The 24,090-nt window shown below is 61.3% G+C and carries 20 protein-coding genes, 4 pseudogenes and 1 riboswitch; of the genes and pseudogenes, 16 read left to right on the top strand and 8 right to left on the bottom strand.

Going from position 1 to position 24,090, the window contains the following annotated elements:
- Nucleotides 1–14: 14 nt before the first annotated feature.
- Nucleotides 15–950: pseudogene (locus tag DXT59_RS29840) on the top strand (P1 family peptidase); the annotation flags it as partial.
- Nucleotides 950–1,768 carry a M55 family metallopeptidase gene (locus DXT59_RS29835; RefSeq protein ID WP_116142035.1) on the top strand — a complete coding sequence of 273 codons (819 nt, stop codon included), beginning with the start codon at nucleotides 950–952 and terminating at the stop codon, nucleotides 1,766–1,768. The pseudogene DXT59_RS29840 and the gene DXT59_RS29835, both read left to right, overlap by 1 nt.
- 28 nt (nucleotides 1,769–1,796) lie before the next feature.
- On the opposite strand, the gene DXT59_RS29830 is transcribed toward DXT59_RS29835, so the two are convergent.
- Nucleotides 1,797–2,417, bottom strand: coding sequence for an FMN-dependent NADH-azoreductase (locus DXT59_RS29830; protein ID WP_116142033.1), 621 nt, complete (start codon nucleotides 2,415–2,417; stop codon nucleotides 1,797–1,799).
- Nucleotides 2,418–2,506: 89 nt separating this feature from the next.
- Between DXT59_RS29830 and DXT59_RS29825 the strand changes: the two genes are divergently transcribed.
- Entirely contained in the window at nucleotides 2,507–2,905 is a 399-nt protein-coding gene (locus DXT59_RS29825; RefSeq protein WP_116142031.1) for a winged helix-turn-helix transcriptional regulator, read from the top strand.
- A gap of 74 nt (nucleotides 2,906–2,979) precedes the next feature.
- On the top strand, nucleotides 2,980–3,165 hold the full coding sequence (locus tag DXT59_RS31485) for an NIPSNAP family protein (protein WP_116142295.1): 186 nt from the start codon (nucleotides 2,980–2,982) through the stop codon (nucleotides 3,163–3,165).
- A 51-nt stretch (nucleotides 3,166–3,216) separates the two neighbouring features.
- Here DXT59_RS31485 and DXT59_RS29815 read toward each other — a convergent pair.
- A pseudogene (locus DXT59_RS29815) lies at nucleotides 3,217–4,161 on the bottom strand (AraC family transcriptional regulator).
- 193 nt (nucleotides 4,162–4,354) lie between these two features.
- Between DXT59_RS29815 and DXT59_RS29810 the strand changes: the two are divergent.
- Nucleotides 4,355–5,119 (top strand): SDR family NAD(P)-dependent oxidoreductase, encoded by a 765-nt coding sequence (locus DXT59_RS29810; protein ID WP_116142029.1) that lies wholly within the window; start codon nucleotides 4,355–4,357, stop codon nucleotides 5,117–5,119.
- A 165-nt stretch (nucleotides 5,120–5,284) separates the two neighbouring features.
- A complete protein-coding gene (locus DXT59_RS29805) occupies nucleotides 5,285–6,094 on the top strand; it encodes an isocitrate lyase/PEP mutase family protein (protein ID WP_116142027.1) in 810 nt (269 codons plus the stop codon).
- A gap of 73 nt (nucleotides 6,095–6,167) precedes the next feature.
- On the opposite strand, the gene DXT59_RS29800 is transcribed toward DXT59_RS29805, so the two are convergent.
- Together DXT59_RS29800 and DXT59_RS29795 are read right to left on the bottom strand one after the other, a co-directional pair.
- Entirely contained in the window at nucleotides 6,168–6,494 is a 327-nt protein-coding gene (locus DXT59_RS29800) for a DUF4148 domain-containing protein (RefSeq protein WP_116142025.1), read from the bottom strand.
- A 191-nt stretch (nucleotides 6,495–6,685) separates the two neighbouring features.
- Nucleotides 6,686–7,807 (bottom strand): ABC transporter ATP-binding protein, encoded by a 1,122-nt coding sequence (locus DXT59_RS29795; protein WP_116142023.1) that lies wholly within the window; start codon nucleotides 7,805–7,807, stop codon nucleotides 6,686–6,688.
- A gap of 347 nt (nucleotides 7,808–8,154) precedes the next feature.
- On the opposite strand from DXT59_RS29795, the gene DXT59_RS29790 reads away from it, so the two are divergent.
- The 6 genes from DXT59_RS29790 to DXT59_RS29765 are packed head-to-tail and all read left to right on the top strand — an operon-like array spanning nucleotide 8,155 to nucleotide 14,325.
- Nucleotides 8,155–9,507, top strand: a complete 1,353-nt coding sequence (locus DXT59_RS29790) for an ABC transporter substrate-binding protein (protein WP_116142021.1) — start codon at nucleotides 8,155–8,157, stop codon at nucleotides 9,505–9,507.
- A gap of 36 nt (nucleotides 9,508–9,543) precedes the next feature.
- A complete protein-coding gene (locus tag DXT59_RS29785; RefSeq protein WP_116142019.1) occupies nucleotides 9,544–10,482 on the top strand; it encodes a carbohydrate ABC transporter permease in 939 nt (312 codons plus the stop codon).
- Nucleotides 10,479–11,360, top strand: a complete 882-nt coding sequence (locus tag DXT59_RS29780; RefSeq protein ID WP_116142017.1) for a carbohydrate ABC transporter permease — start codon at nucleotides 10,479–10,481, stop codon at nucleotides 11,358–11,360. The genes DXT59_RS29785 and DXT59_RS29780 overlap by 4 nt, the downstream gene beginning before the upstream one ends.
- 50 nt (nucleotides 11,361–11,410) lie before the next feature.
- Nucleotides 11,411–12,391, top strand: a complete 981-nt coding sequence (locus tag DXT59_RS29775) for a sugar-binding transcriptional regulator (RefSeq protein ID WP_116142015.1) — start codon at nucleotides 11,411–11,413, stop codon at nucleotides 12,389–12,391.
- 34 nt (nucleotides 12,392–12,425) lie between these two features.
- Complete coding sequence (locus DXT59_RS29770) at nucleotides 12,426–13,181, top strand: SDR family oxidoreductase (RefSeq protein WP_116142013.1); 756 nt, start codon at nucleotides 12,426–12,428, stop codon at nucleotides 13,179–13,181.
- Between the two features lie 43 nt (nucleotides 13,182–13,224).
- Nucleotides 13,225–14,325, top strand: a complete 1,101-nt coding sequence (locus DXT59_RS29765; RefSeq protein WP_116142011.1) for an alcohol dehydrogenase catalytic domain-containing protein — start codon at nucleotides 13,225–13,227, stop codon at nucleotides 14,323–14,325.
- Between the two features lie 42 nt (nucleotides 14,326–14,367).
- Here DXT59_RS29765 and DXT59_RS29760 read toward each other — a convergent pair.
- Both DXT59_RS29760 and DXT59_RS29755 read right to left on the bottom strand, forming a co-directional pair.
- Nucleotides 14,368–14,700 (bottom strand): annotated as a pseudogene (locus tag DXT59_RS29760) (YybH family protein); the annotation flags it as partial.
- Nucleotides 14,701–14,766: 66 nt separating this feature from the next.
- A pseudogene (locus DXT59_RS29755) lies at nucleotides 14,767–15,403 on the bottom strand (DJ-1/PfpI family protein); the annotation flags it as partial.
- A 134-nt stretch (nucleotides 15,404–15,537) separates the two neighbouring features.
- Between DXT59_RS29755 and DXT59_RS31645 the strand changes: the two are divergent.
- Together DXT59_RS31645 and DXT59_RS29745 are read left to right on the top strand one after the other, a co-directional pair.
- A complete protein-coding gene (locus DXT59_RS31645) occupies nucleotides 15,538–15,822 on the top strand; it encodes a helix-turn-helix domain-containing protein (protein ID WP_420823443.1) in 285 nt (94 codons plus the stop codon).
- 90 nt (nucleotides 15,823–15,912) lie between these two features.
- On the top strand, nucleotides 15,913–16,797 hold the full coding sequence (locus DXT59_RS29745) for an EamA family transporter (RefSeq protein WP_116142005.1): 885 nt from the start codon (nucleotides 15,913–15,915) through the stop codon (nucleotides 16,795–16,797).
- A gap of 169 nt (nucleotides 16,798–16,966) precedes the next feature.
- On the opposite strand, the gene pdxR is transcribed toward DXT59_RS29745, so the two are convergent.
- Complete coding sequence (gene pdxR / locus DXT59_RS29740; RefSeq protein ID WP_116142002.1) at nucleotides 16,967–18,379, bottom strand: MocR-like pyridoxine biosynthesis transcription factor PdxR; 1,413 nt, start codon at nucleotides 18,377–18,379, stop codon at nucleotides 16,967–16,969.
- Nucleotides 18,380–18,575: 196 nt separating this feature from the next.
- On the opposite strand from pdxR, the gene DXT59_RS29735 reads away from it, so the two are divergent.
- The gene (locus DXT59_RS29735) at nucleotides 18,576–20,759 is read left to right on the top strand and encodes an alpha-galactosidase D (protein ID WP_240324737.1); all 2,184 of its coding nucleotides are present in this window, start codon (nucleotides 18,576–18,578) and stop codon (nucleotides 20,757–20,759) included.
- 452 nt (nucleotides 20,760–21,211) lie between these two features.
- Nucleotides 21,212–22,414 (top strand): acyltransferase family protein, encoded by a 1,203-nt coding sequence (locus tag DXT59_RS29730; protein ID WP_116141999.1) that lies wholly within the window; start codon nucleotides 21,212–21,214, stop codon nucleotides 22,412–22,414.
- Nucleotides 22,415–22,474: 60 nt separating this feature from the next.
- On the opposite strand, the gene DXT59_RS29725 is transcribed toward DXT59_RS29730, so the two are convergent.
- The gene (locus DXT59_RS29725; protein ID WP_116141997.1) at nucleotides 22,475–23,497 is read right to left on the bottom strand and encodes an ABC transporter substrate-binding protein; all 1,023 of its coding nucleotides are present in this window, start codon (nucleotides 23,495–23,497) and stop codon (nucleotides 22,475–22,477) included.
- Between the two features lie 135 nt (nucleotides 23,498–23,632).
- Nucleotides 23,633–23,755: riboswitch (guanidine-I (ykkC/yxkD leader) on the bottom strand.
- Between the last annotated feature and the right edge of the window lie 335 nt (nucleotides 23,756–24,090).

The raw sequence follows: 24,090 nt of genomic DNA, 5'->3' as shown, positions 1-24,090 counted from the left end.
CAGGATGCCGACGGGATACGTTTTTGCGAAAGACACCCGCGGCCGCCGCGGTCATCAACGGCTTCGGCAAGAGCATCGGACTCGTCCAGTTGCAGGAGCTGGGCATGCTCGAAACGCCGATTGCGCTCACGAATACCTTCTCCGCCGGGGCGGTTGCCGAGGCGCAAATCCGCGCGGCTATCAAGCGCCACCCTGAGATCGGCCGGGAATGGTCGACGGTCAATCCGCTCGTGTTCGAGTGCAACGACGGCTATCTGAACGACATCCAGGCGATGGCGGTGTCGGCCGAGCACTATGCGACCGCATGCAATGAGGCCACGGTCGAGTTCGCTCAAGGCTCTGTTGGAGCGGGCCGAGGGATGTCGATGTTCGGTTTCAAGGGCGGCATTGGGTCCGCCTCGCGCATCGCGGCGCTGCCGGATGGACAACGATATGTGCTGGGCGCACTGGTGCTGGCCAACTTCGGCCGGACCGAGCACCTCACGGTGGCGGGACAGCCGCTCGGGCGCCGTGTCGTTGCACAGGGACCCGGCGCGGATGACGAACGGGCTGGGCCGGAGAAAGGATCGATCATCATGATCGTCGCGACCGACGCGCCGCTCGATGTCCGGCAATTGGAGCGCGTGGCGAAACGCTCGGCGGCCGGGCTTGCACGCACGGGTTCAGTCTATGGCCACGGCAGCGGCGACATCGCGCTCGCGTTCAGCTCGGCGTGGCAGGTGCCGCATCTTGCGACCGAGCCGATGCCCGCCGTACGCATGGTGCACGAATCGATGCTGGATCCGCTTTTCAACGCATGCGCGGAAGCCGTCGAGCAGGCGATCGTCCATGGGCTGTGGCATGCCGCGACCGTGACCGGGCGAGACGGCCATCGGCGCGAAGCGTTCGTGGATGCGGTTCCGAATTGGCGGGAGCTACTGGCGCTTCCGTATTCAAGCGAGCAATCATAGTGAAGATTCTGATCTCCACCGATATCGAAGGCGTGGCCGGCGTGACCCACGTGGAGCAAACGCGTAGCGGCAACGCCGAGTACGAGCGTGCAAGAGGTTGGATGACCGATGAGGCGAACGCGGCGGTGCACGGTGCGTTCGACGGTGGTGCGACCGAGGTCCTCGTGAACGATTCGCACGGCGGTTTTCGCAATCTGTTGCTCGACCGGCTCGATGCACGCGCGCAGTCCATCACCGGCAAGCCGCGCAATCTCGGCATGATGGCGGGTGTCGAGCTCGATTGCGATGCGGTTTATCTGATCGGCTATCACGCGCGGTCGCAAACCACCGGCGTGCTTGCGCACACGATCAATAGCTTTGCGTTCAGGAGCGTACGCGTGAACGGCGCGGAGCTGGGGGAGGCAGGCCTATACGGTGCGCTCGCGGGAGAATTCGGCGTGCCGGTGGCGATGTTTTCCGGCGACGATGTCTTTCTGGCCGAAACGGCGCCGATTTTTCCCGGCGCGATCGGTGTGGAAACGAAGCGCGCATACGGCAACGCAGTGTGTACGAGCCTCGCGCCGTCGTCCGCCTGCGCGCTGATCGAAGAGGCGGCAAGCAGCGCGGTGTCCCGCATCCGTGACTTGAGGCCGTTCACGATGGCGGGGCCGCTGGAGTGCGAGTTGACGACGCAAACGCCGGGGCAAGCGGACTTGTTCGGCCAATGGCCGGGTATGCACCGAGTCGAAGGCAGTACGCTGCGGTTCGACGCGGACAGTATGCAGTCGCTCGTGCGCATGCTCAATTGTCTTTCCGCCATGTCGTTCATGCTGCGCTGAAGACCGCGCGTCCGCTCGTGCGGGAGTACTAGGCCGCGAGCCGTTGAACGGCGTCGCGCGCCGAAGCTATCGCTTTTTCTTTGATATCGGCGACATTCAGACCCTCGGCGACCACCGTCTCCACGTTCTTTACGCCGATGAAGCCCAGCGCCACCCGCAGAAACGACTCCGCGTGCTCGATCGACTTAAGCGTGGATGGTTCGCTGTAGACACCGCCGCGGGCGATCGCGAGAATCACCCGTTTGTTGCCCGCGAGACCCTCGGGGCCGTTCGGGCCGTATCGGAACGTGGTGCCCGGGACCAGGAGCCGGTCGACCCAAGCCTTCAGCGCCGAGGGCAACGCAAAGTTGTACAACGGGGCACCGACCACCACGATGTCGGCCTCGATGAACTCCTTCAGAATCGTATCGCTGGTATCCCGTTGTACTTGTTGCGCCGCGCTCAACGCCGGAACGGTTTTGGCGATCGGATGAGCGGAGGGTGCGGTTATAGCGGTAAAGTGAGGCAGATCCTCGGCGACGAGGTCGCGATAGACATAGACGCTCTCTAACCCTTGCGCCGCGCGAAGCTTTTCGACGATGAGCGCGGAGAGTTCGCGAGAAACCGAGCGCGGCCCGGTGATGCTGCTGTCGACGTGTAAGAGTTTCATGGGGTTCCAGTTCCGATTAGTAAGCGGGTGAAAGTATGTGCCCGCGCTAATCGGCCCACAAGAACGCACAAAGTTGAAACCTAAGGCACATGAATGTGACTGATACAGCTCTCGATGCGGCGGTTGCACATCGGCCCGGCGCTTGTCTCAAGGTCTCGCAGGCCATTGGCCGCATCGGTGACAAGTGGACCGTGATGGTCATTGTCCTGCTGCGCAGGCGCGGACACCGGTTCAACGAACTGAAGCGCGAGATTGGAGGTATATCGCAGCGGATGCTTACCCTCACGCTGCGGAATATGGAGCGCGATGGTTTAGTGACTCGGACGGTTACGCCTTCGATCCCGCCTCGCGTCGATTACGAACTGACGGACATCGGCCAATCGTTGGCGGAGCCGGTTAAGGTCCTCGGCGAGTGGGCTTTTAAGAACCTGGAACGGATCGCTGCCGCCCAGGCGGCGTACGATGCGCGAACCGATGAGAAAGCCTGAAGTGCGAGTTACGCGGGAATTGCTCGCCGGGAGGATCAGTCTAATCTCATTCTTCAAGGGCGTCCGGGGCGACGCTGTACGCACTCGACGGGGCGCATCGCATCACCCACATTTGGCCTTGGAATAGCCTCGACGAGCGCATTGCCATTCGCGCCAAATCGTATGCCGACGGGATCTGGCCGCCGAAGGGCGGCCCCGATCAATTCTATGAGGCTACTTCGACGATCTGGATTCCGGCTGCCAATTCGCCGCTACGTTGAATGAGGTATGCCGACTCGGAGCCGCCGAAGGTGCGCGCTTTCATGCGGCATTTAAACCCCGAATGTCGATTCCGACCACCCGAACGCCGTCCGCATCAAAGCGACTTCTTCTGTCGGCGTGCGACCGAATGCTCGTTTGAATTCGCGGCTGAACTGCGATGGACTTTCGTAGCCGCACCTTTGCAGATGCGGCGGCGACAGTCAACCCGGTGCGTATCATCAATAGGCGTGCTTGATGCAGCCGCGTCGACTTGAGATATTGAATGGGTGTCGCGCGGGTCACCGCCTTGAAATGGCGATGAAAGGTCGGAACGCTCATGCCGATTTCGTTGCTCAGGCTGTCGACGTCGATACGCTTGTCGTAGTCGGTGTGGATGCGGCGCAGTGCACGGGCAATCTGCGGGAAATGACCGCGCAGTGCACGGGCAATCTGCGGGAAATGACCGGTCGCCGCGAGCGACGCCCGCACTGAATCGCCCTGTTCGCCTGTCAACACTAGAAAGAAAATCTCGCGCACGACGAGAGGCGCGACGATGCGCGCTTCCATCGGCGAGCCGAGCGCCTCCAAAAGTCGAAGTAGCGTATCGGCAAGGCGATCGTTCAACGGGGTGGAATAGATCCCTTGCGGCATCCCGGATGGCTTACTGCCGGGTGTATCCAAGGCGAGGACGAGATCTGCGACGGCGCCTGCATCGAGGCGAAGCGTGACGGCGAGAAACGGCTCGGCGGAAGTCGCTTCGGTTTCCGTGGTGAACGGCAACGGCACGGAAGTACGAGATAGTGATTGGCGTCGTATACGAAGACCCTATCTCCGAAAAAACCGCGCTTGCGGCCCTGGCAGACAAGAACGATGCTCGGTTCGTACAAAACGGGCGTGCGGCCTAGCGACCGGTTGGCGCGAACAAAGCTGACACCCTCCAACGGCGATGCCGTATATCCCTCGTTCGGCGCAAGCCGCTCAATCAGCTTGACGATACGCCGGCGTCTCTCTGACATCCATCGCTCCTGCGTCTTTCATGACGACCCTCAATATAGCCGCTGCGCGAGGCTGGCGTCATCGTCGATACTTTTAGGCAAGGATGCGACAAGGGCAGCCATGGCCCGAGAGAAAGCCGGCAACTACATTTATTTCCTCGATCAAGCGGATCAACGGGTTGTTGAACAGCTCTACTAGTCGACTCTGGAGGAAATGAAGATGCAAGGTATCGATGAGGTTGGAGGAAAGGTTGCAATCGTCACGGGCGCGGCCAGCGGTATCGGACGCGCAATCACTGAATTGCTCGTGGAGCGTGGCGCTTATGTCATTGCCGAGGACATCGATCCCGCTGTCGAAGCGCTGGCGAGCCCGCATGTCGTGCCGCTCGTTGCGGACATCAGTGCCGACGGCAGCGCGGAAAAAGCGGTGGGGCTTGCCGTCGAACGATTCTCGCGTCTGGACCTGCTCGTGAACAACGCCGGCATCATTATCAACAAGCTTGTGGTGGACATGTCGCGCAACGATTGGGAGCGCATCATGACCGTGAACGTGACAGGCGCGTTCCTGCACGCTCGGGAAGCCATGAAGGCGATGATCCCGCGGCGCTCCGGTGCCATCGTCAACGTGGCTTCTTATGCGTCGTATTTCTCGTTTCCGACTATTGCCGCTTATACCGCGTCGAAAGGGGCACTGGCGCAGTTGACACGGACGCTTGCGTTGGAAGCGATCGAGCATGGCATTCGAGTCAATGCCGTTGGCTCCGGCGATGTGCTGACAAACATCCTCAACGATGCAGCACCCGACGGCAACGGCGTCGCGGCGTTAGCCGCGCACGGAGAAGGCGCGCCTATCGGTCGCGCAGCGAATCCGAAAGAGATCGCCGAGGTGGTGCTGTTCCTTGCCTCCGACCGAGCAAGCTTCATGGTTGGATCGGTCGTCATGGCCGACGGTGGGATGAGCGTGAAGGTTGGCTCGTGAACGTCTAGCGATTCAGCGGATTCGGCGGCCCGCATGGCGCGGGTCGCCGAATTCGTGTCGCACGGATAACAATCCGCCCCGCCGCTCCTGACTGTACTATCCCGAGTTGGCGCCGTTCAGGCGCAGTGCACGGCAGTTGTCCATCATTCTTATACGGAGAAGACGATGTCCCTCGCTAGCGAATTCCGAAAACTGCACGACAACACCACGCCGCTACGACTGCCGAATGTTTGGGACGCCGGCAGCGCTCGCCTCGTCGAAGCGCTGGGCGCGAAAGCGATCGCCACGACCAGCGCGGGTTTTGCATGGGCGCTCGGCTACCCGGACGGACATCAACTCCCCATGACCGAGGTGGTCGACGCCGTTCGGCGTATGACGCGTGTGCTGAAGGTGCCGCTCTCGGTCGATTTCGAAAACGGTTATACGGATGACCCTGCCACCGTTGCCGACAATGTGATGCGGCTCGTCGATCTCGGCATCGCCGGCATCAATATCGAGGATGGTTCGGACGCGCCCTCGCTGCTCGCGTCGAAGATCGAAGCGATCAAGACCGCCGTCGCGAAAGCCGGAGCGGATCTCTTTGTCAACGCGCGCAGCGATGTCTTTCTGGCTGGTCTCGTGGACAAGCCAAGTCAGGCCGCGGAGTCGATCAAGCGCGGTGCTCTATATGCATCCGCCGGTGCGGACGGGTTGTTTTTGCCCGCCATCATGGCGCCCTCCGACATTTCCGCGGTGATCAAGGAGATCCGATTGCCGCTCAATGTGATGGCGCGTCCAGGACTTGCCGACGGAGATACGCTAGGCAAACTCGGCGTCCGGCGATTGAGTGCGGGCAGCGGTATTTCGCAGGTACTCTTCGCTCAAGCGCGGGTGCTCGCTCGCGGTTTTCTGGAAGGTGGGGCCTCGGAGCCGTTGGCTGCCGCGATGCCGTACGGCGATATTCAGAATTTGTTTAGCGGTTTGCCGGCGAAGTGATGCATAAACGTTTGATAGTTCGGCGGCCCGCATCTTGCAGGCCGTCGAATGGTCTTCCCAAGCATTCACATCTTTAGTTGTATCGATAAATCGACGGCGAGTACGAGCTGACGGCAGACGTCGATGCGCGATGTCCCGAGTGCGAAGTGCCTTGGGTATCGGCGCCGTAACCGCTCGTATCCGTTTGAGCGACGCTCTCGTGTGCGACAACGCGTTGCTCGGCAGCTTGGATATTTTCAGGGTAATGCAGGCGATCGAGCGGGTTATAACCGGCGCGTTCGACACGGACCAGGTCTGCGCGAACCTCAGCGCGCGTCAACGGCTGATTGGATTGCGAGAAGGCGGCAACGGGAGCGACCAGGGCGACGGCTAAGGCGACTTGCTTGATAAGAGCGTTCATGATGACAACCTCCGGATTCGTTTATTTTCAAGGGGCTGCGAGCACAGGAAGTGTTTAGCAGGTGAGCGAAGTCTAGGCCTCGTATCCTTGACGATAAATATGCGATTCCGGAATTCATTGGTGTCGTTTGGATAACAATCGCCGCAGGCTATCGGCGCGATTGACGCCTCCTAGCGTCTCAGCCGCGTAGATTAGGCCGCGTTCGCCTGTGTAGCCTCGCGCAGCGCCCCGAGCGCGAGGCCGTCGGCGCCGAACAAATGCGCGTGCCGCACCGAAAACCCAACCTCGATACGTTGACCGTCCGCCACGGCCGAATCGCCCGAGCCTTTCACCTGAATCGTCCCGCCGCCAGGGAGCGCCAGGTGCGATAGCGTCTCGCCGCCGAGGTGTTCGACGACAATCACCTCTCCCCCCAAGCGCGCGTCGCAGCCCGCCACGCCGGTCTCCGTGATGTGCTCGGGACGCACGCCGAGCGTGAGCTTCTCGCCCGCGCGAACACCACCGGCCTCGCAAGGGACCGTAAGCACCGAGCCGCCGGGCAGTGCGATCGTCACACCTGAATGATCCGCCGCGCTGACTTCGACTTCGATGAAATTCATCTTCGGCGACCCAATGAAGCCGGCAACGAAGCGGTTGCGGGGACGCCGATAAAGCTCGAGCGGCGAGCCGATCTGCTCGACCGCGCCATGATTGAGCACGACGATGCGATCGGCCATCGTCATTGCTTCGGTTTGATCGTGCGTCACATAGATCATCGTCGCGTTCAACTGTTTGTGCAGTTTGATGAGCTCGAGGCGCATCTGTACGCGTAGCGCGGCATCTAAATTCGAGAGCGGCTCGTCGAAGAGAAAGACCTTGGGCTCGCGCACGATCGCCCGCCCGATCGCTACGCGCTGTCTTTGCCCGCCCGATAACGCACGTGGACGGCGTTCGAGCAATTGCCCGATCTGAAGGATCTGCGCCGCGGCATTCACGCGCCGGTCGATTTCGTTTTGCGGCAGCTTCAACATCCGCAACCCAAAAGCGATGTTCTCGTAGACGGACATATGCGGATAAAGCGCATACGACTGAAACACCATGGCGACGCCGCGCTCCGAGGGCTCGATCTCGGTTACGTCTTCCCCGCCGATCAGCACCCGCCCGGAATCGACCCGCTCCAACCCGGCAATCGTCCGAAGTAGCGTGGACTTGCCGCAGCCCGACGGCCCGACGAATACGAGGAACTCATGTTCGTTCACTTCGATATCGACGCCCCTGAGCACCTCGGCGCCCGAGAACGTCTTTCGGATCTGCTGCAACTGAACTGCGCTCATTTCGTGTCTCCTACGAATGTCGCACTTCCCGCGTTGTCGACCTGCGTCTTACACCCGGCGCCTCGCTACTTGCGGCCCGTTTATCGTGCAGTGCCGCAAGCACTCCTAATCAATTTTTTCTTGACAAGCGTCGTGCGCCAAAATATACATTTGAAAAAACGAAATTACAAGTGAAACGCAAACCCCGGTGGGCCGCCGGCTGCGCCGCAGTTGCATGAGGCAGTACCGAGTGTCCGTGGGCGTCGAGTAAGTCCGATGCCCGCCGCTGAATCGATAACAAGCTAGCTTTGCATCGGACCGGGAGCGAGCGCGTCGAGTGTTCGTTGCGGTCGACAAGGAGACAATCGATGAACAAACGGTTCTTGCAGCGCAACACAGCGATGGCGTCGTTGGCCGCCGCATCGTTCATGGTGGCGGCCCATGCTTCGGCATGGACGTTGAAGGAGGCAGCCGCTCCCTACTCGGGGACCACCATCCACGCGATCTTTCTCGATCGTCCCGGCTATGCGGCCGCGGAGAAGCTGATCCCGCAGTTCGAGAAGGAAACGGGCATCACGATCAAGTGGGACGTCGTGCCCTACGAGAGCACGCGGCAAAAAGAGGTGCTCAATTTCGTCAGCGGCGGCGCGCAAGACATCGTGCTCGTCGATGTCGTGTGGATCGGCGAATTCGCGAGCAACAAGTGGCTCGTGCCGATCAAGAAATTCACCGATGATCCCAAGCTCGCCGATCCGAACCTGAACCTGAAAGGCTTTTTCCCGATCCTGCTCGATTCGTTCGGTACATGGGACAAGGTGACGTATGGGCTGCCGTTCGATAACTACTCGGGGCTCATGTTCTACAACAAATGCATGCTCAAGCAAGCCGGATTCGACGAGCCGCCGAAAACTTGGGATGATTTGCTGAACGTCTATGCGCCTAAACTCACGAACGCGAGCAAGAACCAATATGCGTTCGCGCTGCAGTCCCGCCGGGGCGAAACCCAATCGGCCGATAGCTTCATGCGCATGCTCTGGCCGAACGGCGGCTCGTTGCTCGACGCCAAATTCAAGTCGAATTTGATGTCGCCGCAATCGCAGTCGGGGCTCGACTACCGGCAAAAGCTGATGAAGTACATGCCTCCGGGTATCGTCGATTTCGATCACGCCGAGGCGGTCAATGCACTCGCGCAAGGCCAAGTCGCAATGATCACCGAATGGTCGGCGTTCTACCCCACGTTGACGGATTCTTCGAAGTCCAAGCTCGGCAATTGCCTAGGCATTGCGACGGAACCGCGCGGCCCGGCGGGACTCAAGCCCGCGTTGGGCGGTTTTTCGCTGGCCGTGAACGCGAAGTCGAACGCGAAGAAGCAAGCCGCGGCCTGGCTCTTCATCCAGTGGATCACGTCCGAGCAAATGGCTAAGCCGTACCTCGATGCGGGCGGCGTGCCGGCCCGCACGGCCGTGTATCAGGATCCGGCCGTGCAGCAGAAGTATCCGTTCGTGAAGCCGATGGTCGAATCGTGGCAAGGCGGCGTGCCCGACTACCGTCCGCGCTTCCCGGAGTGGCCCGCGATCTCCGAGATTATCGGTGAGTGGGGGACGAAGATGATGCTCGGCGAGGTGTCGGTCAAGGACGGGGCGCAGACGATCGGCTCCAAGATGGAAGCGATTCTGCAAAAGGCCGGCTACTACGACGGCAAGAAGCCGCTGCTCAAATGAGCGATGCGCGGCCTCTAGTGTGAACCGGAGATCGTCATGCTGAACGGTATCGTCTCGGATGCTGGACAAGAGCCGGCCGCACGCCCGCGCGTGCGGCGACGGCTCCGGTCGCGTTCGCCCGCGTTTTGGTTCTTGTTTCCTGCGGTGTTCGCGTTAGCCGTGATCGGTATCTATCCGCTATTGGTCGCGCTTTACAACTCCGTTCATCAGTACCGCCTCGCGGATATCGAGGCAGGCACGCCGTTCGTAGGCCTGGACAATTACATCGCGACGCTGACCGATACGACGTTTTGGCAGGCGCTCGGGCGCACGATGCTGTTCCTGTGCCTAACCCTGCCGATCGAGATCGCGCTGGGTCTCTTCGCTGCGCTCATGCTGCACCGGCCCGGACTCGCCTGGATGCGGGCCGTTGCGCGCGTGGGTTTGGTCGTGCCGATGGCGACGACTTATGCCGTGGTCGGCCTCATCGGCCGTCTCATCTTCAATCGGCAGTTCGGCGTCGCGAATTACTTGCTCGGCTTCTTCGGCGTTCAGCCGCTCGACTGGCTCGGCGATCCCACGCTGGCCTACGTCTCGGTGATGATCATGGACATCTGGCAATGGACGCCGTTTTGCGCCTTGATCCTGCTCGCCGGCTTGACGATGGTGCCGAAGGAAGCGGAGGAAGCGGCGCGGCTCGAGACGCGCAAGCGCTTGACGATTCTCTGGCATATCGAGCGGCCGTACCTTCTGCCGGGGCTCACTGCAATTCTGATTCTGCGCTCGGCGGACATGCTCAAGATGTTCGATGCCGTCTACACGATGACGCGCGGCGGCCCGGGCGCGGCCACGGAGTTCATCAGCGTTTATATCGAGCGAATCGGTTTTCGTCTGTTCGACCAAGGCTTAGCCTCGGCGCAGGCCATGTTGCTGCTCGTGCTGACGATCGTGCTCTCGCGCTTATACATTCGCTACATTTACCGGGAGGTGGCATGAGCGCATCGTTTCTGGGTTTGCTGGCGCTCGGCGCGACACCCCGCTCCGATAGGGCGCGTGCGGGGCGGCGACGCGCGACGCTTTGGCATGGCTTCGCGTTGCTCGTCGTTTTCCTATCGTCGGTATTTCCTTTTTATTGGATGGTGACGACGAGCTTGAAGACACAGGCCGATGCGCTTGCCTATCCGCCGCTTTGGCGGTTCTCCCCCACGCTGCAGCATTACGGTGACGCGCTCTTTAGGCACGACGTGGGCGCAAGTCTCGTCAACTCATTGATCGTGGCGAGCAGCACGACGGTGCTCGCGATCTTGCTCGGCACGCCGGCCGCCTATGCGCTTGCTCGTTTCGAGTTTCGCGGCAAGCGCGACCTGTGGTTCTGGTTCATTTCGAACCGGATGGTGAGTCCCGTCGTGCTGGCCGTACCGTTTTTCCTGATCGCGACCAAGCTCGATCTGATCGACACGCATATCGTACTGATCCTGCTTTATCTCACCTTTTCATTGCCGATCGTGGTGTGGATCTGCACCGATCAATTCCGCAATGTCCCGATCGAACTGGACGAGGCCGCGCGGCTCGACGGCGCTTCGCCTTGGCGCGTGTTCTGGCGTATCAATCTGCCGCTTGCGATGCCGGGCATCGTGGTGTCCGCCATTTTCGCGTTCATCTTCTCGTGGAACGACTTGCTCTACGCCCTCGTACTCACGCGCGACAACGCCGCAACCTCGCCCGTGGCCGCGACGAATTATATGAGCGGGTACGAGCTTCCTTGGGGCGAAATCATGGCAACCGGGACCCTGATCGTCCTGCCCATGGTGATCTTCGCGTTGCTGGTTTCGGGCCGGCTCGTGCAGGGTGTCACGATGGGCGCGGTCAAGTGACTCGTTTGCTATAACTGTCGGTTTTCTCTTAGCGAGACATTCTTGACATCATGGGCAAGACCACCCAGTCCATACAACCCGTCGAGCCTGACGACGGCGTAGACCACGAAGAGGAACTGCAAACGCGTGTCGCCTGGCATTACTACGTCGGCAACATGACGCAGCAAGAGATCGCGCAACTGCTCGGCACGAACCGCGTGCGCGTCAATCGGCTGCTCGCGGCCGGCCGCGAAGCCGGCCTCGTGCGTATCACGATCAACAGCCGGATCGCGCCGTGCGTGGCGCTCGAGGAGCAACTCGTCGAGCGCTTCTCGCTGCAGGCGGCCGTCGTCGTGCCGAGCGGCGCGACTTACGAAGCAACGATGGCCGCCCTAGGCATCGGCGCCGCGAACTATCTGACGCAACACATCGCGGCGGGCCACACGATCGGGCTCGGCTGGGGAAGAACGATTCGCGCTGTCTTGCGTGCCTTGCCGCAGCGCTCCTATGGGCCTATCTCGGCGGTCTCGCTGCAAGGCGGGCTCGCGCATTGCCCCAGTATCAACACGTTCGACATCGTGTCGGATTTCGCCGATCTGTGCCACGCGGACGGCTATTTGTTCCCGGCGCCGATCTACGTCAGCAGTCAGAAAGTGCGCGACGTCATTCTGCAGGAGGACGCCGTGCGAGAAACCTACGAGCTTGCGCGCGGGGCCGAGCTTGCCTTGTTGACGGCAGGCGATCTGACGGAATCGCTCGTGATTACGTACGGCGTGAAGGATCCCGAGGATTTGCGTACGTTGCGCAAGGCGGGCGCCGTGGGCGACGTGCTGGGCCATTTCGTCGACGAAAACGGCAAGCTCATCAATCATCCGCTCAATCGCCGGACGGTGGCCATCACGCTCGACGATTTGCGCGGCATCAAGCAGGTCGTGCTCGCGAGTGGCGGCGCCAAGAAATTTTTTGTCACGCGCGCCGTGTTGCGCGGCGGCTATGTGTCGGTGCTCGTGACCGACGAGGATACGGCGCGAAGGCTCTGTGAGGAGCCGTGACTCGCGCCGATAAAGAACGTGAGGACTGCCGATCATGAGTTCGACGAATGCGGTCGACCGCAGCAACGAATTTACCGGAAAGCGCGTTTTGATTACGGGCGCCGGCAAGGGGATCGGCCGCTCGACGGCGTTGTTGTTGGCTGAGCGCGGTGCTCAGGTTATCGCGCTCAGCCGCTCCGCGGCCGATCTGCGCGCGCTCGAACGCGAAATCGGCTGCGAGACGCATGCCGTCGATCTGGGCGACGCGACGGCCGCGCGCGCAGCGGCGGTTGCCGCACAGCCGGTCGATCTGCTCGTCAACAACGCGGGCATCGCGCGCTTGCAGGCGTTTCTCGATCTCGATGTCGAAGCGTTCGACGAGACGATCGCTGTGAACGCGCGCGCTGCGATGGTCGTGGGGCAGGTTTGTGCGCGCGGCATGATCGAGCGCGGCGCGGGCGGCGCGATCGTCAACGTCTCGAGCATCTCGGCTCAGATCGGCTTCCCGCTGCACGCGGCCTATTGCGCATCGAAGGCGGCGCTCGATGCGCTGACGCGCGTCATGGCCGTCGAGCTGGGAGAGCATGGCATTCGCGTCAATTCGGTCAATCCGACTGTCACGTTGACGCCGATGGCGGAGAAGGCCTGGGGCGAGCCGGCCAAGGCCGCGCAAATGCTTTCGCGCATTCCTTTGAATCGGTTCGTGCAGCCCGGCGAGGTGGCGCAGGCGATCGCCTACCTGCTCGGCGACGAATCGCGCATGATCAACGGCGTGAGTCTGGCCGTGGATGGCGGTTTTCTAGCGCGGTGAACGCCGCGCGTTTATGTGCTTCCTCATCCTAAGCGAGTCGACTATGAGTGAACCGAATGAGACGGCGCAGATGACGGCCGTCGTCTGTCATGCCCCGAAGGATTATCGCGTCGAACGCGTCGCGCGGCCCAGGCCCGGCCCGAACGAACTCGTCATCCGGATTGCGGCGTGCGGCATTTGCGCCAGCGACTGTAAATGCTATTCCGGTGCGAAGATGTTTTGGGGCGGACCGAGCCCCTGGGTCAAGGCTCCCGTGATTCCCGGGCATGAATTCTTCGGGTACGTGGAAGAACTGGGCGAGGGCGCGGCGCAGCACTTCGGCGTGAAGGTGGGCGAGCGCGTGATCGCCGAGCAGATCGTGCCGTGCGGCAAATGCCGCTATTGCAAGTCGGGCCAATATTGGATGTGCGAAGTCCATAACATTTTCGGTTTCCAGCGCGAAGTCGCCGACGGCGGCATGGCCGAATACATGCGTTTCCCGCCGACGGCGATCGTGCACAAGATTCCGGACGGCATTTCGATCGAGGATGCCGCGATCATCGAGCCGCTCTCGTGCGCGATACATACGGTCAATCGCGGCGACATTCAGCTCGACGACGTCGTGGTGATTGCGGGCGCCGGACCGCTCGGGCTGATGATGACGCAAGTTGCTCATCTGAAGACGCCCAAAAAACTCGTCGTGATCGATCTCGTGGACGAGCGCCTGGCGCTTGCGCGCGAGTACGGTGCCGACGTGACGATCAACCCGAGGCGAGACGATGCGCTGGCGATCGTTCGTTCGCTCACCGACCAATACGGCTGCGATGTCTACATCGAAACGACTGGCGTACCGGCGGGTGTGCCGCAAGGGCTGGAACTCATTCGCAAATTGGGGCGGTTCGTCGAGTTTTCGGTGTTCGGCGCGGAGACCTCGGTCGACTGGTCCATCATTGGCGATCGCAAGGAGCTCGACGTACGTGGCGCCCACCTCGGGCCTTATTGCTATCCCGTTGCCATCGATTTGCTGGCGCGCGGGCTCGTCACGTCGAAGGGCATCGTCACGCATGGGTTCTCGCTCGAAGAGTGGGAGGAGGCCATCAAGGTCGCGAACTCGCTCGATTCGATCAAGGTGCTGATGCGGCCGGGCGAGCGTTCGCGGGGGTGAGCGCTAGCTGGGGCGGCGCGGGCTTGACGTCTGCGCTGATCGCGTGAAATCTCGATCATTGCCGTAGAACTCGTAATTGCTGAACGAGACGGTGCCGGGCTTCGAGGCGCCATAGCCCTTGATGAAGTACTCCGCGATCGCCTTACCTCCCGTAATTCTGCTTCCTCCGGGCGGTAACAGCGCGCCGTCTTGGGTATAGAGGCGGCCGGTCGCATCATAGTCGCCTCGCCCGAACGCATCCGCCCATCGTGCATTCTCGGCTTTGATAGCCGCTTCGGGCGGATGTTGCGAATCGGCGGCAAAAGCCGGCGCGGAAAGCGCGAAAACTGAGAGGCAGGCTGCAAGCGCAGCGCTACGAAAACGGATATGTTGCATCGAGGTATTTCCTATCCTGTGTGAAGCGAGAAAGAGCTGTGTTGAACTGAACTGGTGAGGGCAGATTCAGCGAACGCCCGGGATTCGCCCGAGCCCCCTGGATGCCCCGGGCATTTTCTTATCGACCATCGCGACGATTTCCGGCCGCGCATCCCGGGGATGACCGGCATGGAACGGCGGATCGGGGTCGTATTCGATGACGAGCTGCGTGTATTCGGCGGCTTGGCGGCCGCGCAGCTTCTGAGCAACGCGAAGCGCGAAGTCGATGCCTGCGCGTTACGCCGCCGCCGCTCATGAACCGGCCGTTGTCGTCTTCTACGAAGCGATCGGGAACGGGAATCGCCCCATATTCAGAGAGCTTGTTGACGAAGGCCCAATGACAGGCGCTGCGCTTACCGTTGAGAATCCCGGTTGCGGCAAGCACGAGCGATCCATTGCAAACCGACGTGATATGTTTGGCGCTTTGTGCGAGACGCCGGATTTGCGCTTGATACTCCGGGCGCATCGGCGCTGTCAAATCGGAGCCGCCCGGGACCAGAATGAGGTCGGTTTTCTCGATATCGGCCAGCCGCTCGGTGTTGCCATAGACAACCCCGAACTCAAGGGTCACGTTGCCTCCATCGAGGCTCGCGTAGCGAACGTTCGTATTCGGTAGCCGGTGAAATACCTCGCTGGGGCCGGCGAAATCGAGAAGCGTTCCACCGGCTGCATCGTGCCCGCCTTCACATCAGCATCGAGCAAATCGATCAGATTGCCTTACAGGAAGCTGCTAGAACGCTCGATGCCGCCCGCCGGTTCGGCACTCAAGAAAAAGTCGCATTGATCAATGCGATCGTCGTGCACATTGACCGCAGTCTGCATGACGATCTATCGATCCATCAAATTTCCGACCGTTTCGGCATCAGCGAACGGACGCTAGCCCGGCGATTCGTTAACGAGATCAGGATGCCGATTGGAAGTTACATACTCAATCGGCGCCTTGAAGAGGCACGGCGGCTACTCCAAGCGACCGACATGCCTATCGCAGAGATTCATCTCTCGGTCGGCTTTTCATCCGCTTCGCACTTCGCAACTTCGATCCGACGGCGATTCAAGATGTCGCCAAGCGCTTTGCGCGGTTGATGGCCGGAAAACGCAACTCGGTGGCCGGTTTTTGCAAGCAACGTTATCCAAAGAAACTAAGATTTTTCAACGTGCTTGGATCGATCGAATATGGAACACGACATCAACCGGACTTCGCAAACAGCCGCAGGTTCTGACGTAAGAGCAATGGCGCTCTGCCTAGGAGCGATGGTGCTAATGCAAAGCGGCATGGCCCTATCCCTTCCGTGGGTGCGCAGTATTGGCCCGCTGCACGTCTCGGCGATTCGGTTTGCGTATGCGGCGTTCTTGGCCGCAGCGTGGGCATGTGTACGCGATGTCAGGGGCTGGAATTGGCAAATAGGACTCGTGGCGATTCCGCTCGGGACGGCCATGGCGGGTATGGGCATTCTGTTCGCAGTGGCGATCGCGCGTATTCCTCTTGGCCTCGCTACCAGTATCGAATTCCTGGGGCCAATGGCCGTTGCCGTGGTATCGCGGCGGAAGCCGGTCACGCTCCTACTGGCCATGACGGCTATGGCGGGTGTACTCCTGATTCTTGGTGTCCATGAAAGCGTTGACATGAACGTCGGGACCGCAGCCGCGTTTGCGGCGGCATGTTGCTGGGCCGCATACATCGTAACCACGAAGAAATTAGCTAATGCGTCGGCCGGGGGAGTGCATGGCTATGCATTCGCCCTTTCGACGGCTGCCATCGTATCGGCCCTTGCTTCTCCCATGGAGAGCTCATCCGTCATGGTGGACCTGCATAGCGCGGCATGGCTTGCCGCGGTTGCCATCCTGTATCCGTTGCTCCCGTATGCGATGGAACTGACGGCCCTGCGGACGATGACTAAGCACCGATTCGGGATGCTTACCAGTATGGAGCCGGTCGTCGCGGTTGCGATAGGCGCTGTGATATTGGGGCAAAGCTTGTCGCGCTGGCAATCGTTGGGTGTTTTGCTGATTGTGTTGTCGAACGCGGGCGTAGCCTTTTTCGGTCGCCCGAGGAAGTAGTTGAAGTGGGTTCGCTTATCGAGACCGTCTGCGAAACGGAAGGCGACGTGAGGCGCGCAAAGGAGGGGTTCAAAGCATTTTGCGACGATGCCTACAAGTTTATGGTGGAAATGGATCGTCTCGCTGTGCTTCAGTAAGAATCGATGCGCTGCCGGCAGTCGCCGGGCGGTCATCCTCCCTCGCGCACCACTTGTACTAAGCACTGACAGTCTTTGGCGAGCGTCCGTTCGTTGAGATTCGTCACGCCGAGCAATAGCCCTTGTTGTGCGGGCGCCTGCTTATACCAAGGTGAGAGCGGCACCGGAGAGAGCCCCGAGCGTCTCGCCCGCGAAGCGATATCGACATCCGATACCGAGCCGGGAAGCGTGACCACCACGGCCATTCCGGCCGCCGTGTCAGCTTTGACCAAGTCTCCATCGATCTCTTTGAGACAACGCACCAAGGCTTCCCGCTGCTCGGAGTAAAGCCGCTTCATACGGCGAAGATGTCGAAGGTAATGTCCCTCGGTGATGAACTCGGTCACCGCGTGTTGCACGCAAGCAGCCGGCGCTGGGGCGAGGCATGCGCAGACATCGCCGAAACGCGGTACTAAATCCGCCGGCACTACGAGAAAGCCCAAACGCAGCGTGGGGCTGATCGTCTTACTGAAGGTGCCCGCGTGCAGCACGCGGCCGTCTCGATCGAGCGAAGCGAGCGCGGGCGCTGCTCGCCCTTTCAATTGGAGTTCGCCGAGATAATCGTCTTCGACTATCCAAGCGTCATGATCGCGAGCCCAAGCAAGCAGCGAGATCCTGCGGGCGAGCGACATCGTCATGCCGAGCGGTGCCTGTTGGCCAGGCGTCACGACCGCGAGTGCGGCGTCGGGCGCTTGCCGGATGCCCGCATCGATATCGAGTCCATCCGCGTCCACGGGTACGGCCGACACGGTCATGCCTGCGAGATCGAGGGCCGTATAAGTGAGCGGAAAGCCCGGATCTTCCATCCACGCTCGCCGTCCCTCCATGCGCAGCCCGCGAATCGCCAGGTTGAGCGCGCCGGCGAATCCAGCCGTGACGAACACCTGTGAAGGATTGCAGTGCAGGCCGCGCGCGACGCCGAGATATGCGGCGATTTCTCTGCGTAAGTCCGGGTCGCCGCGCGGATCGGGGTATCCCACGGGAGCCGCCGCTGCCCGGCGCGCCGCACGCGCTTGAATCCGCGCCCATAGCTTGAACGGAAACGCATCCTGCGACGGCACGCCCATTTGAAACGCCAAAGGCGCCGTGCCGAAGTCCTTGAATATCTCTGGCAGCGGCGGCGCCTCCGGCGACCAGCCGGTCATCGCCGCCAATGCGGGACGCTCCGCTACGCGGGTGCCCGCCGCGCCAAGCCCGATCGCGAATTGCTCGTCGATTAAGCGTTCGTAAGCGGCGCGCACAGTGCCTCGCGATACGCCGAGCTGGACGGCCAGATCGGACCAAGACGGGAGCCGTGCGCCGGCGGCAAGCTGCCCAGACTCGATCGCAGCGCGGATCGAGTTGTAAATCTGGACGGAGAGCGAGGTGCGTCCAGAACGATCGAGGCCAATAGTAGGGGTCGCCATAGCCGCGATAGTACATTCGAATTCCCTATGCTTGCGTTCGCCTCGCGACCGATTCAAGGCATTTGATTAAATTCTCATTCCTCCCACCTGATGGGACGGGCAAAAAATATTTGAAATTCTTCGATGTCGCTGACTATAGTCGTCGTGACCAAAATATAAAGCACCTCCCGGAGCCCCGGAATTGACGGAGACAGGCATGAATCTGCTCATGTACAGATGTCGCGCGTTGATGCTGTTGGTCGGAGTGTCCTTGACTATGTCGCTTGGATTATCGGGCTGTGGGGGCGGCTCGACCGATGACGGTACCGCGGCGTCGCTGAAGAGCGAAGCGAATGCCGCCGCGGCGGCAACCGATCAGGCAGATGGGCCGCAATCGAACCGGCATCGCGCGGTCCCAAGGAAGGTCGCGGTCGTGCCGCCGCCCATGGGATGGTCGTCGTGGAACAGCCTCGAGGAGAACGTGAATTACAACACGATCAAGGCTGAAGCTGACGGGCTCGCCGCGGTGAACGCACTGATCAAGAGCGGTGCGAAGTACGAATACGTGAACACTGACGAGGGCTGGTGGACGTCCGGCGTGCGCGATGCCGACGGCAATTTCGTGATCGACAGCACCCAATGGCCCGGTGGCATGCAGGCGATCGTGCAATACATCCACAGCAAAGGCCTGAAAGCGGGTATCTATATCGACGCAGGTCCACAAGGCTGCGGCACGCGCAGGAATGGCACACACTTCGTCGGCAGCGACTTCGCGCACTACGATCACGACTTCCTGCAGTTCGCGCAATGGGGCTATGACTTCGTGAAGGTGGACTTCTGCGGCGGGAGCGCGGCGGGCTACGATCCCGAGCAGGCCTACTCGGCCATCGCCGAGGCCATCGACAAGGCCTACGTACAGACTGGCCAACGCCTTACGCTGAGCATCTGCGACTGGGGCACGATCGGCAGCAATCCCGCCTATCCCGACTACAAGCAAGGACCGTGGGCATGGGCTGCCGGCGTCGGGCGTATGTGGCGCACGACGGGCGACATCTACATCCCGAACAGCGGCGCACCGAAATTCGGTAGCGTGGTTGGCAACTTTCTCGGCAACTATCACCCTGAAGGTCAGCATACCGGTTTCTATAACGACCCGGATATGATGGTCGCCGGCATGGGGATGACCGCCGTCCAGGATCAGGCACACATGAGCTTGTGGGCGATCGCGGGCGCGCCGCTGATTCTCGGCAACGACCTGTCGAAGCCGCTCACCGCCGATGCCACGCGTCTGTTGACCAGTACTGAAGTCATCGGCGTCGATCAGGACCCACTCGGTATTCAGGGCGTGATGGTCGCGCAATCAGGCGCGCAACAGGTGTGGGCGAAGCTGCTTGCGGGCACCGGCCAGCGCGCGGTCGTGCTGTTCAACAACGGCGCGAACGATGCACCGATGACGGTCTCCTGGCAGGAGCTTGGCTTCACGCCAAACAGCCGCGCGACGGTCCGCGACCTGTGGGCGGGCAAGAGCCTCGGGTCGTTCGTGGCGTCCTATACGGCGCCGACAGTGCCTGCGGGCGGTGCCGTGATGCTCGCGGTCAGCGGCAACGATGTGGCATCGGCGATCTACAAACCGACCTCGCTCGGCGGCGGCGCCACGTACTCGAATTGCTCGGACTGCATCGGAGGACGGATTGTGCGTGGCCTCGGTACGGTGACATTCGGCAATATCGAGGCGGCGAACAGTAGCGGCGGCTATGTGGAAATCACCTATGCGAATCGCACGCGCGAGACGCTGACCGCGCAACTGACGGCCAACGGAGGGCAGCCGACCATCGTCGCGTTCCCGCCGACGGGCCGCGATGGAGGTGTCGGCACGGTCACGCTGTATGTGCCGCTCACGGCGGGCCAGAATTCGATCACGATTTCGAGCGCCGACAGCGCCGCGCCGACGCCCGACATTGGCACGCTCGCGGTCGTTGCCGGTCCGGTGCGGCTGCCCCCTTTCAAGGCCGCCTACGAAGGCGAAGCTTCGAGCAGCGTGCTCGCCGGCGGCGCGCGCGTCGCGTCGTGCAGCGCATGTTCGGGTGGCGAGGACGTCGGCTATATCGGAAACGGCGGCACGCTGACGATGAACGGCATCTCGGTCGCGGCAGACGGTACGTACACCGTGCTCGTGGGCTACGCGAACGGCGACTCCGCACCGCGCTCCGCGCAGATCAGCTTCAACGGCACGACACCGGTTACAGTCTCGTTCCCGCCGACCGGCGGATGGAACACGATTTCGACGCTCGCCGTCACCGGCACGTTCAAGGCGGGCAGCGCTAATACGCTGATCTTCTCGAACCCGTCGGGCTGGGCGCCCGACATCGACGGGATTGGCGCGCCGACCGCAGCGAACTAAGCACCCATCAGGTCCACCTCGGCGCGGCGATAGTATCTGCTGTCGCCGCGCCGCATGCCAATGCACACCGCACGTCTGCGTTTAACCAATCGGAAGCGCTAGGCGCTGCAAGGCTGCCGTATTTACCGGTACCAGGCCTCATCCGAGCATCGCGCGCGGCTCGCTGCATGAACATTTCGTTGCGCACAAGCATCCGTTTTTGATTGCGGTGGTTCTACGAAACGTCCCACGATCTAAGTCGCCAAAATGACACCGATTTCGGACGTTCCCCGCGCGTTGCGATGCCTCTAACTAAAGTTGGAGAACTCCCCAAGCGTGGCCGGCGGCGCGGCGCCGCTCGATATGGAGCCAGAACGCCGCCCGCCGAGCTGCGCTTGCGTGCTTGATACCCCACATTCCGCCCTGCATTTCGAGGATAAGCCGTGAGAAAAACGCTCGTGGGCCTTGACGCCATGCGCTTCGTGCTTGCCGTGTACTTGATGGTCTTCCACACAATCCACGCCTACCCACAGGCGAACCGTCTCCCCTTCGTCTGGCTCGCCGATTTGGGCGGTTTTTCCACCAGCACTTTCTTCATACTTTCTGGGTTCATTCTTACTCACGTCTACGTCGAACGAAGCCCCTCCCTGCGCGGCGGAACGCACGATTTTCTTGTCAAACGATTTTCGGAAATCTATCCGATTCATTTAATCGGATTGCTTTTGTTCGTGCTCGTTCTATCCATGAGTACGCGCGCTTTCGATTCGTTTTTCTTGCCTTCCTTGGGCCGCGGAGAGCAGCAGGCCGTTCGACTGACGGGCGGTCTCGCAGCGTTCAATTGGTTGCTGAACATTGCGATGGTGCAAGTTTGGTATCCCCGCTACTCTTCGATCAACCCGCCGTCATGGTCGCTCGGTTGCCTACTATTTTTCTACGTTTGCTTCCCTTTGCTCGGCCCTAGGCTTGCCAATATGCGTCGTCGAGCCGCCGCGCTCGTTGCCGTCTGGTTGTTGTACCTGATCCCGCCCGTCACGGTCGTGCTGTTGGGCGCGTACGGCCCGCTCGCCGTCGGCGCCGTCGAACATAATCCGGTCCTGCGCATTCCCGAATTCATGAGCGGCATCTTGCTCTATAACCTGTATTCGTCCGGCGGTTTGAAGTGGCTGCTCGGCAGCCGTTGGCGCAAAGCCGTTGCGGCGGCATTCGTTCTAGTGTCGTTCGTGCTCGCGTCGTATCTCATCGAGAACGGGCCGCTCTACTTCCTCTACATCGTGCATAACGGTGCCTTGATGCCTACCGAGCTCGTACTCGTCGCGCTCTGTGCCGATGCTTGCGTTCCGAAATTCGCGCAACGGATCACATCGAGACTCGGAAACGCCGCGCTGTCGATTTTCGGCATCCACGGCGCCATCTTTGCCATCGCGATCAAAGCACTCAAATTGATGACCATTCATAAGCCGATATCGGAATGCGTCTCGCATTTCTCAGCGTGCGCGGCGGCCGCGAAGGGACTCGATCCTTCGATGGCTACCTATCCGCTTTACCTCGTCTTTACGGTAATTGCGGCGGTCTTGTTCCAGGAGCATTGCTTCGTCCCGCTGCGTACGGCGATTCGGCGGACGTTCGTCAAGCACGATCGTCGTCTCGTGGAGCGGCCCGGGCTCGCAAACGTCTAAGCGCGGGCCGCAAAACGATTCGCCCCCGATGCGCCAGGCGCTCGGGGGCCGGCACCGAGATCAGTGCGTATCCACTAACGTCGCATCGATATAGCCATCGACATTCTGCGACTGCTTGTACACGGCGTTGCGGACATTGAACGCGTTGGCATTGCGCGTGGACCCGTAGATCGAATCGAGCCCGTCGCCCTTGCGGAACGCTTGCTTCTCGGCGGCCGCATCGAGCAGATGCGTTCCCTTGAGCAACGGCAAGTACTGCTGAGGCGAAAGGCCCACGCGCGCGGACATGATCTTTACCGCGTCGGCCTGCGTGGCCGGATCGTTGATATAGGCCACGCAGCGATACCAAACCTTCACGACCTTTTCCCAATCCGCTTTCCGTGCGGCGAGGCTCGTCGGGGTAACGGCGATGGCATCGTAGATCAACCCCGGTGCGTCCGCCGATGTGAAGATCGCGCGCGAGCCGGGCGAGCGTTTCAGCGCTTCTCCCGCATTCGGCTGCCAAGCGGCCACGGCGGCGATGTCGCTCGATGAGCCGAGTACCTGCGGCAACTCATTGGTCTTCGCGTTGACGAGCGTGATGTCGGAATCCTTCAATCCGTGCTTTTGCAGCGCGGTCTCCAGCAGCAAGTGGTCCACCAGGCCCATTTCGACGCCGACCTTCTTGCCCTTCAATCCCTCGACCGTGCGCAGCGGCGGCTTCGCGATGATCATATCGTTGCCTGCCGAATAGTCGGTCAGGAGAATCATGACGTTCTTCGCACCGGAGGCGCCGGTGACGAGTGCATCGCCATTGGTCACGGTCACGGCGTCGAGCTTACCCGCCGAAAACGCATCGAGCGATGCCGAGTAATCGAACCATTCGAAATCGACGTCCACACCGGCTTGTTTGAACCAGCCTTTGTCGAGCGCAACCTGGAACGCGACCCAGCCGGGCCAGTCGCTATAGCCGATTTTCAGAGGCGGGGCGGCGTGCGCGGCCGGTGCGGCGGTAAAGGCGCCGACGAGCGCGGCGGCAGTCAGCGAGCGGCGCGTAGGGGCGAGGCAGAGCAGGCGGTTGAACAGGGACGCGATGCGGGTCATCGTTTTCTCCAGGAGACCGGGTGATGCGCTTGTCGATCGAATCGCGGACGGCGCGATTCGGCGGCATGACCGGTTCCTTGTTTACGCACGACGGACGCCGGTCAAGGAGAGGCACGATGGCCGCCGCCATCGCCGATCTCCCGGGCTTTTATCCCGCCGTGTAGCACCGCCGCAGCTCGTCTTGCAATCGCGTTGCGTGGCGCCGGGCTGCTCTCGGACCAGACGTTCTCGCGAACCGGAACCCTAGCACCCCTAAGATGCGACTGACCCGCACCTCTCGGCGCCCAGCCGAGCGAGAACCATGCCAACGGCCGAGTCCCATTGCGACGATGTGCGGCGCATCTCGGCTGCGAGCCAATGCATAAGCCATTCGCCCTCGGTATGCGACAGCCATGGAAGTGTTCAGTGAACAGGCGGTGCGCGCGAGCGCGTGCCGCCCCGCCGTGGTGCTTGCGGCCTTCGCTTGGTGCGTATCGCGCCCGGCCGTTGGGCGCGGTACCGCGATCGGATCGAAGCGCTTTCGCTCGGACGATTGCCTGGCGCGCATGACAGCTCACCGCTATCGATTGGCACGGTCCTCGCTTTAACGCCTC

This window comes from Trinickia diaoshuihuensis (genome assembly GCF_003390925.1).
In the GTDB taxonomy this organism is placed as follows: Bacteria; Pseudomonadota; Gammaproteobacteria; order Burkholderiales; family Burkholderiaceae; genus Trinickia; species Trinickia diaoshuihuensis.
Note: the sequence above shows the minus strand (reverse complement) of the source record. Positions and strands in the feature narration are given on the sequence as shown.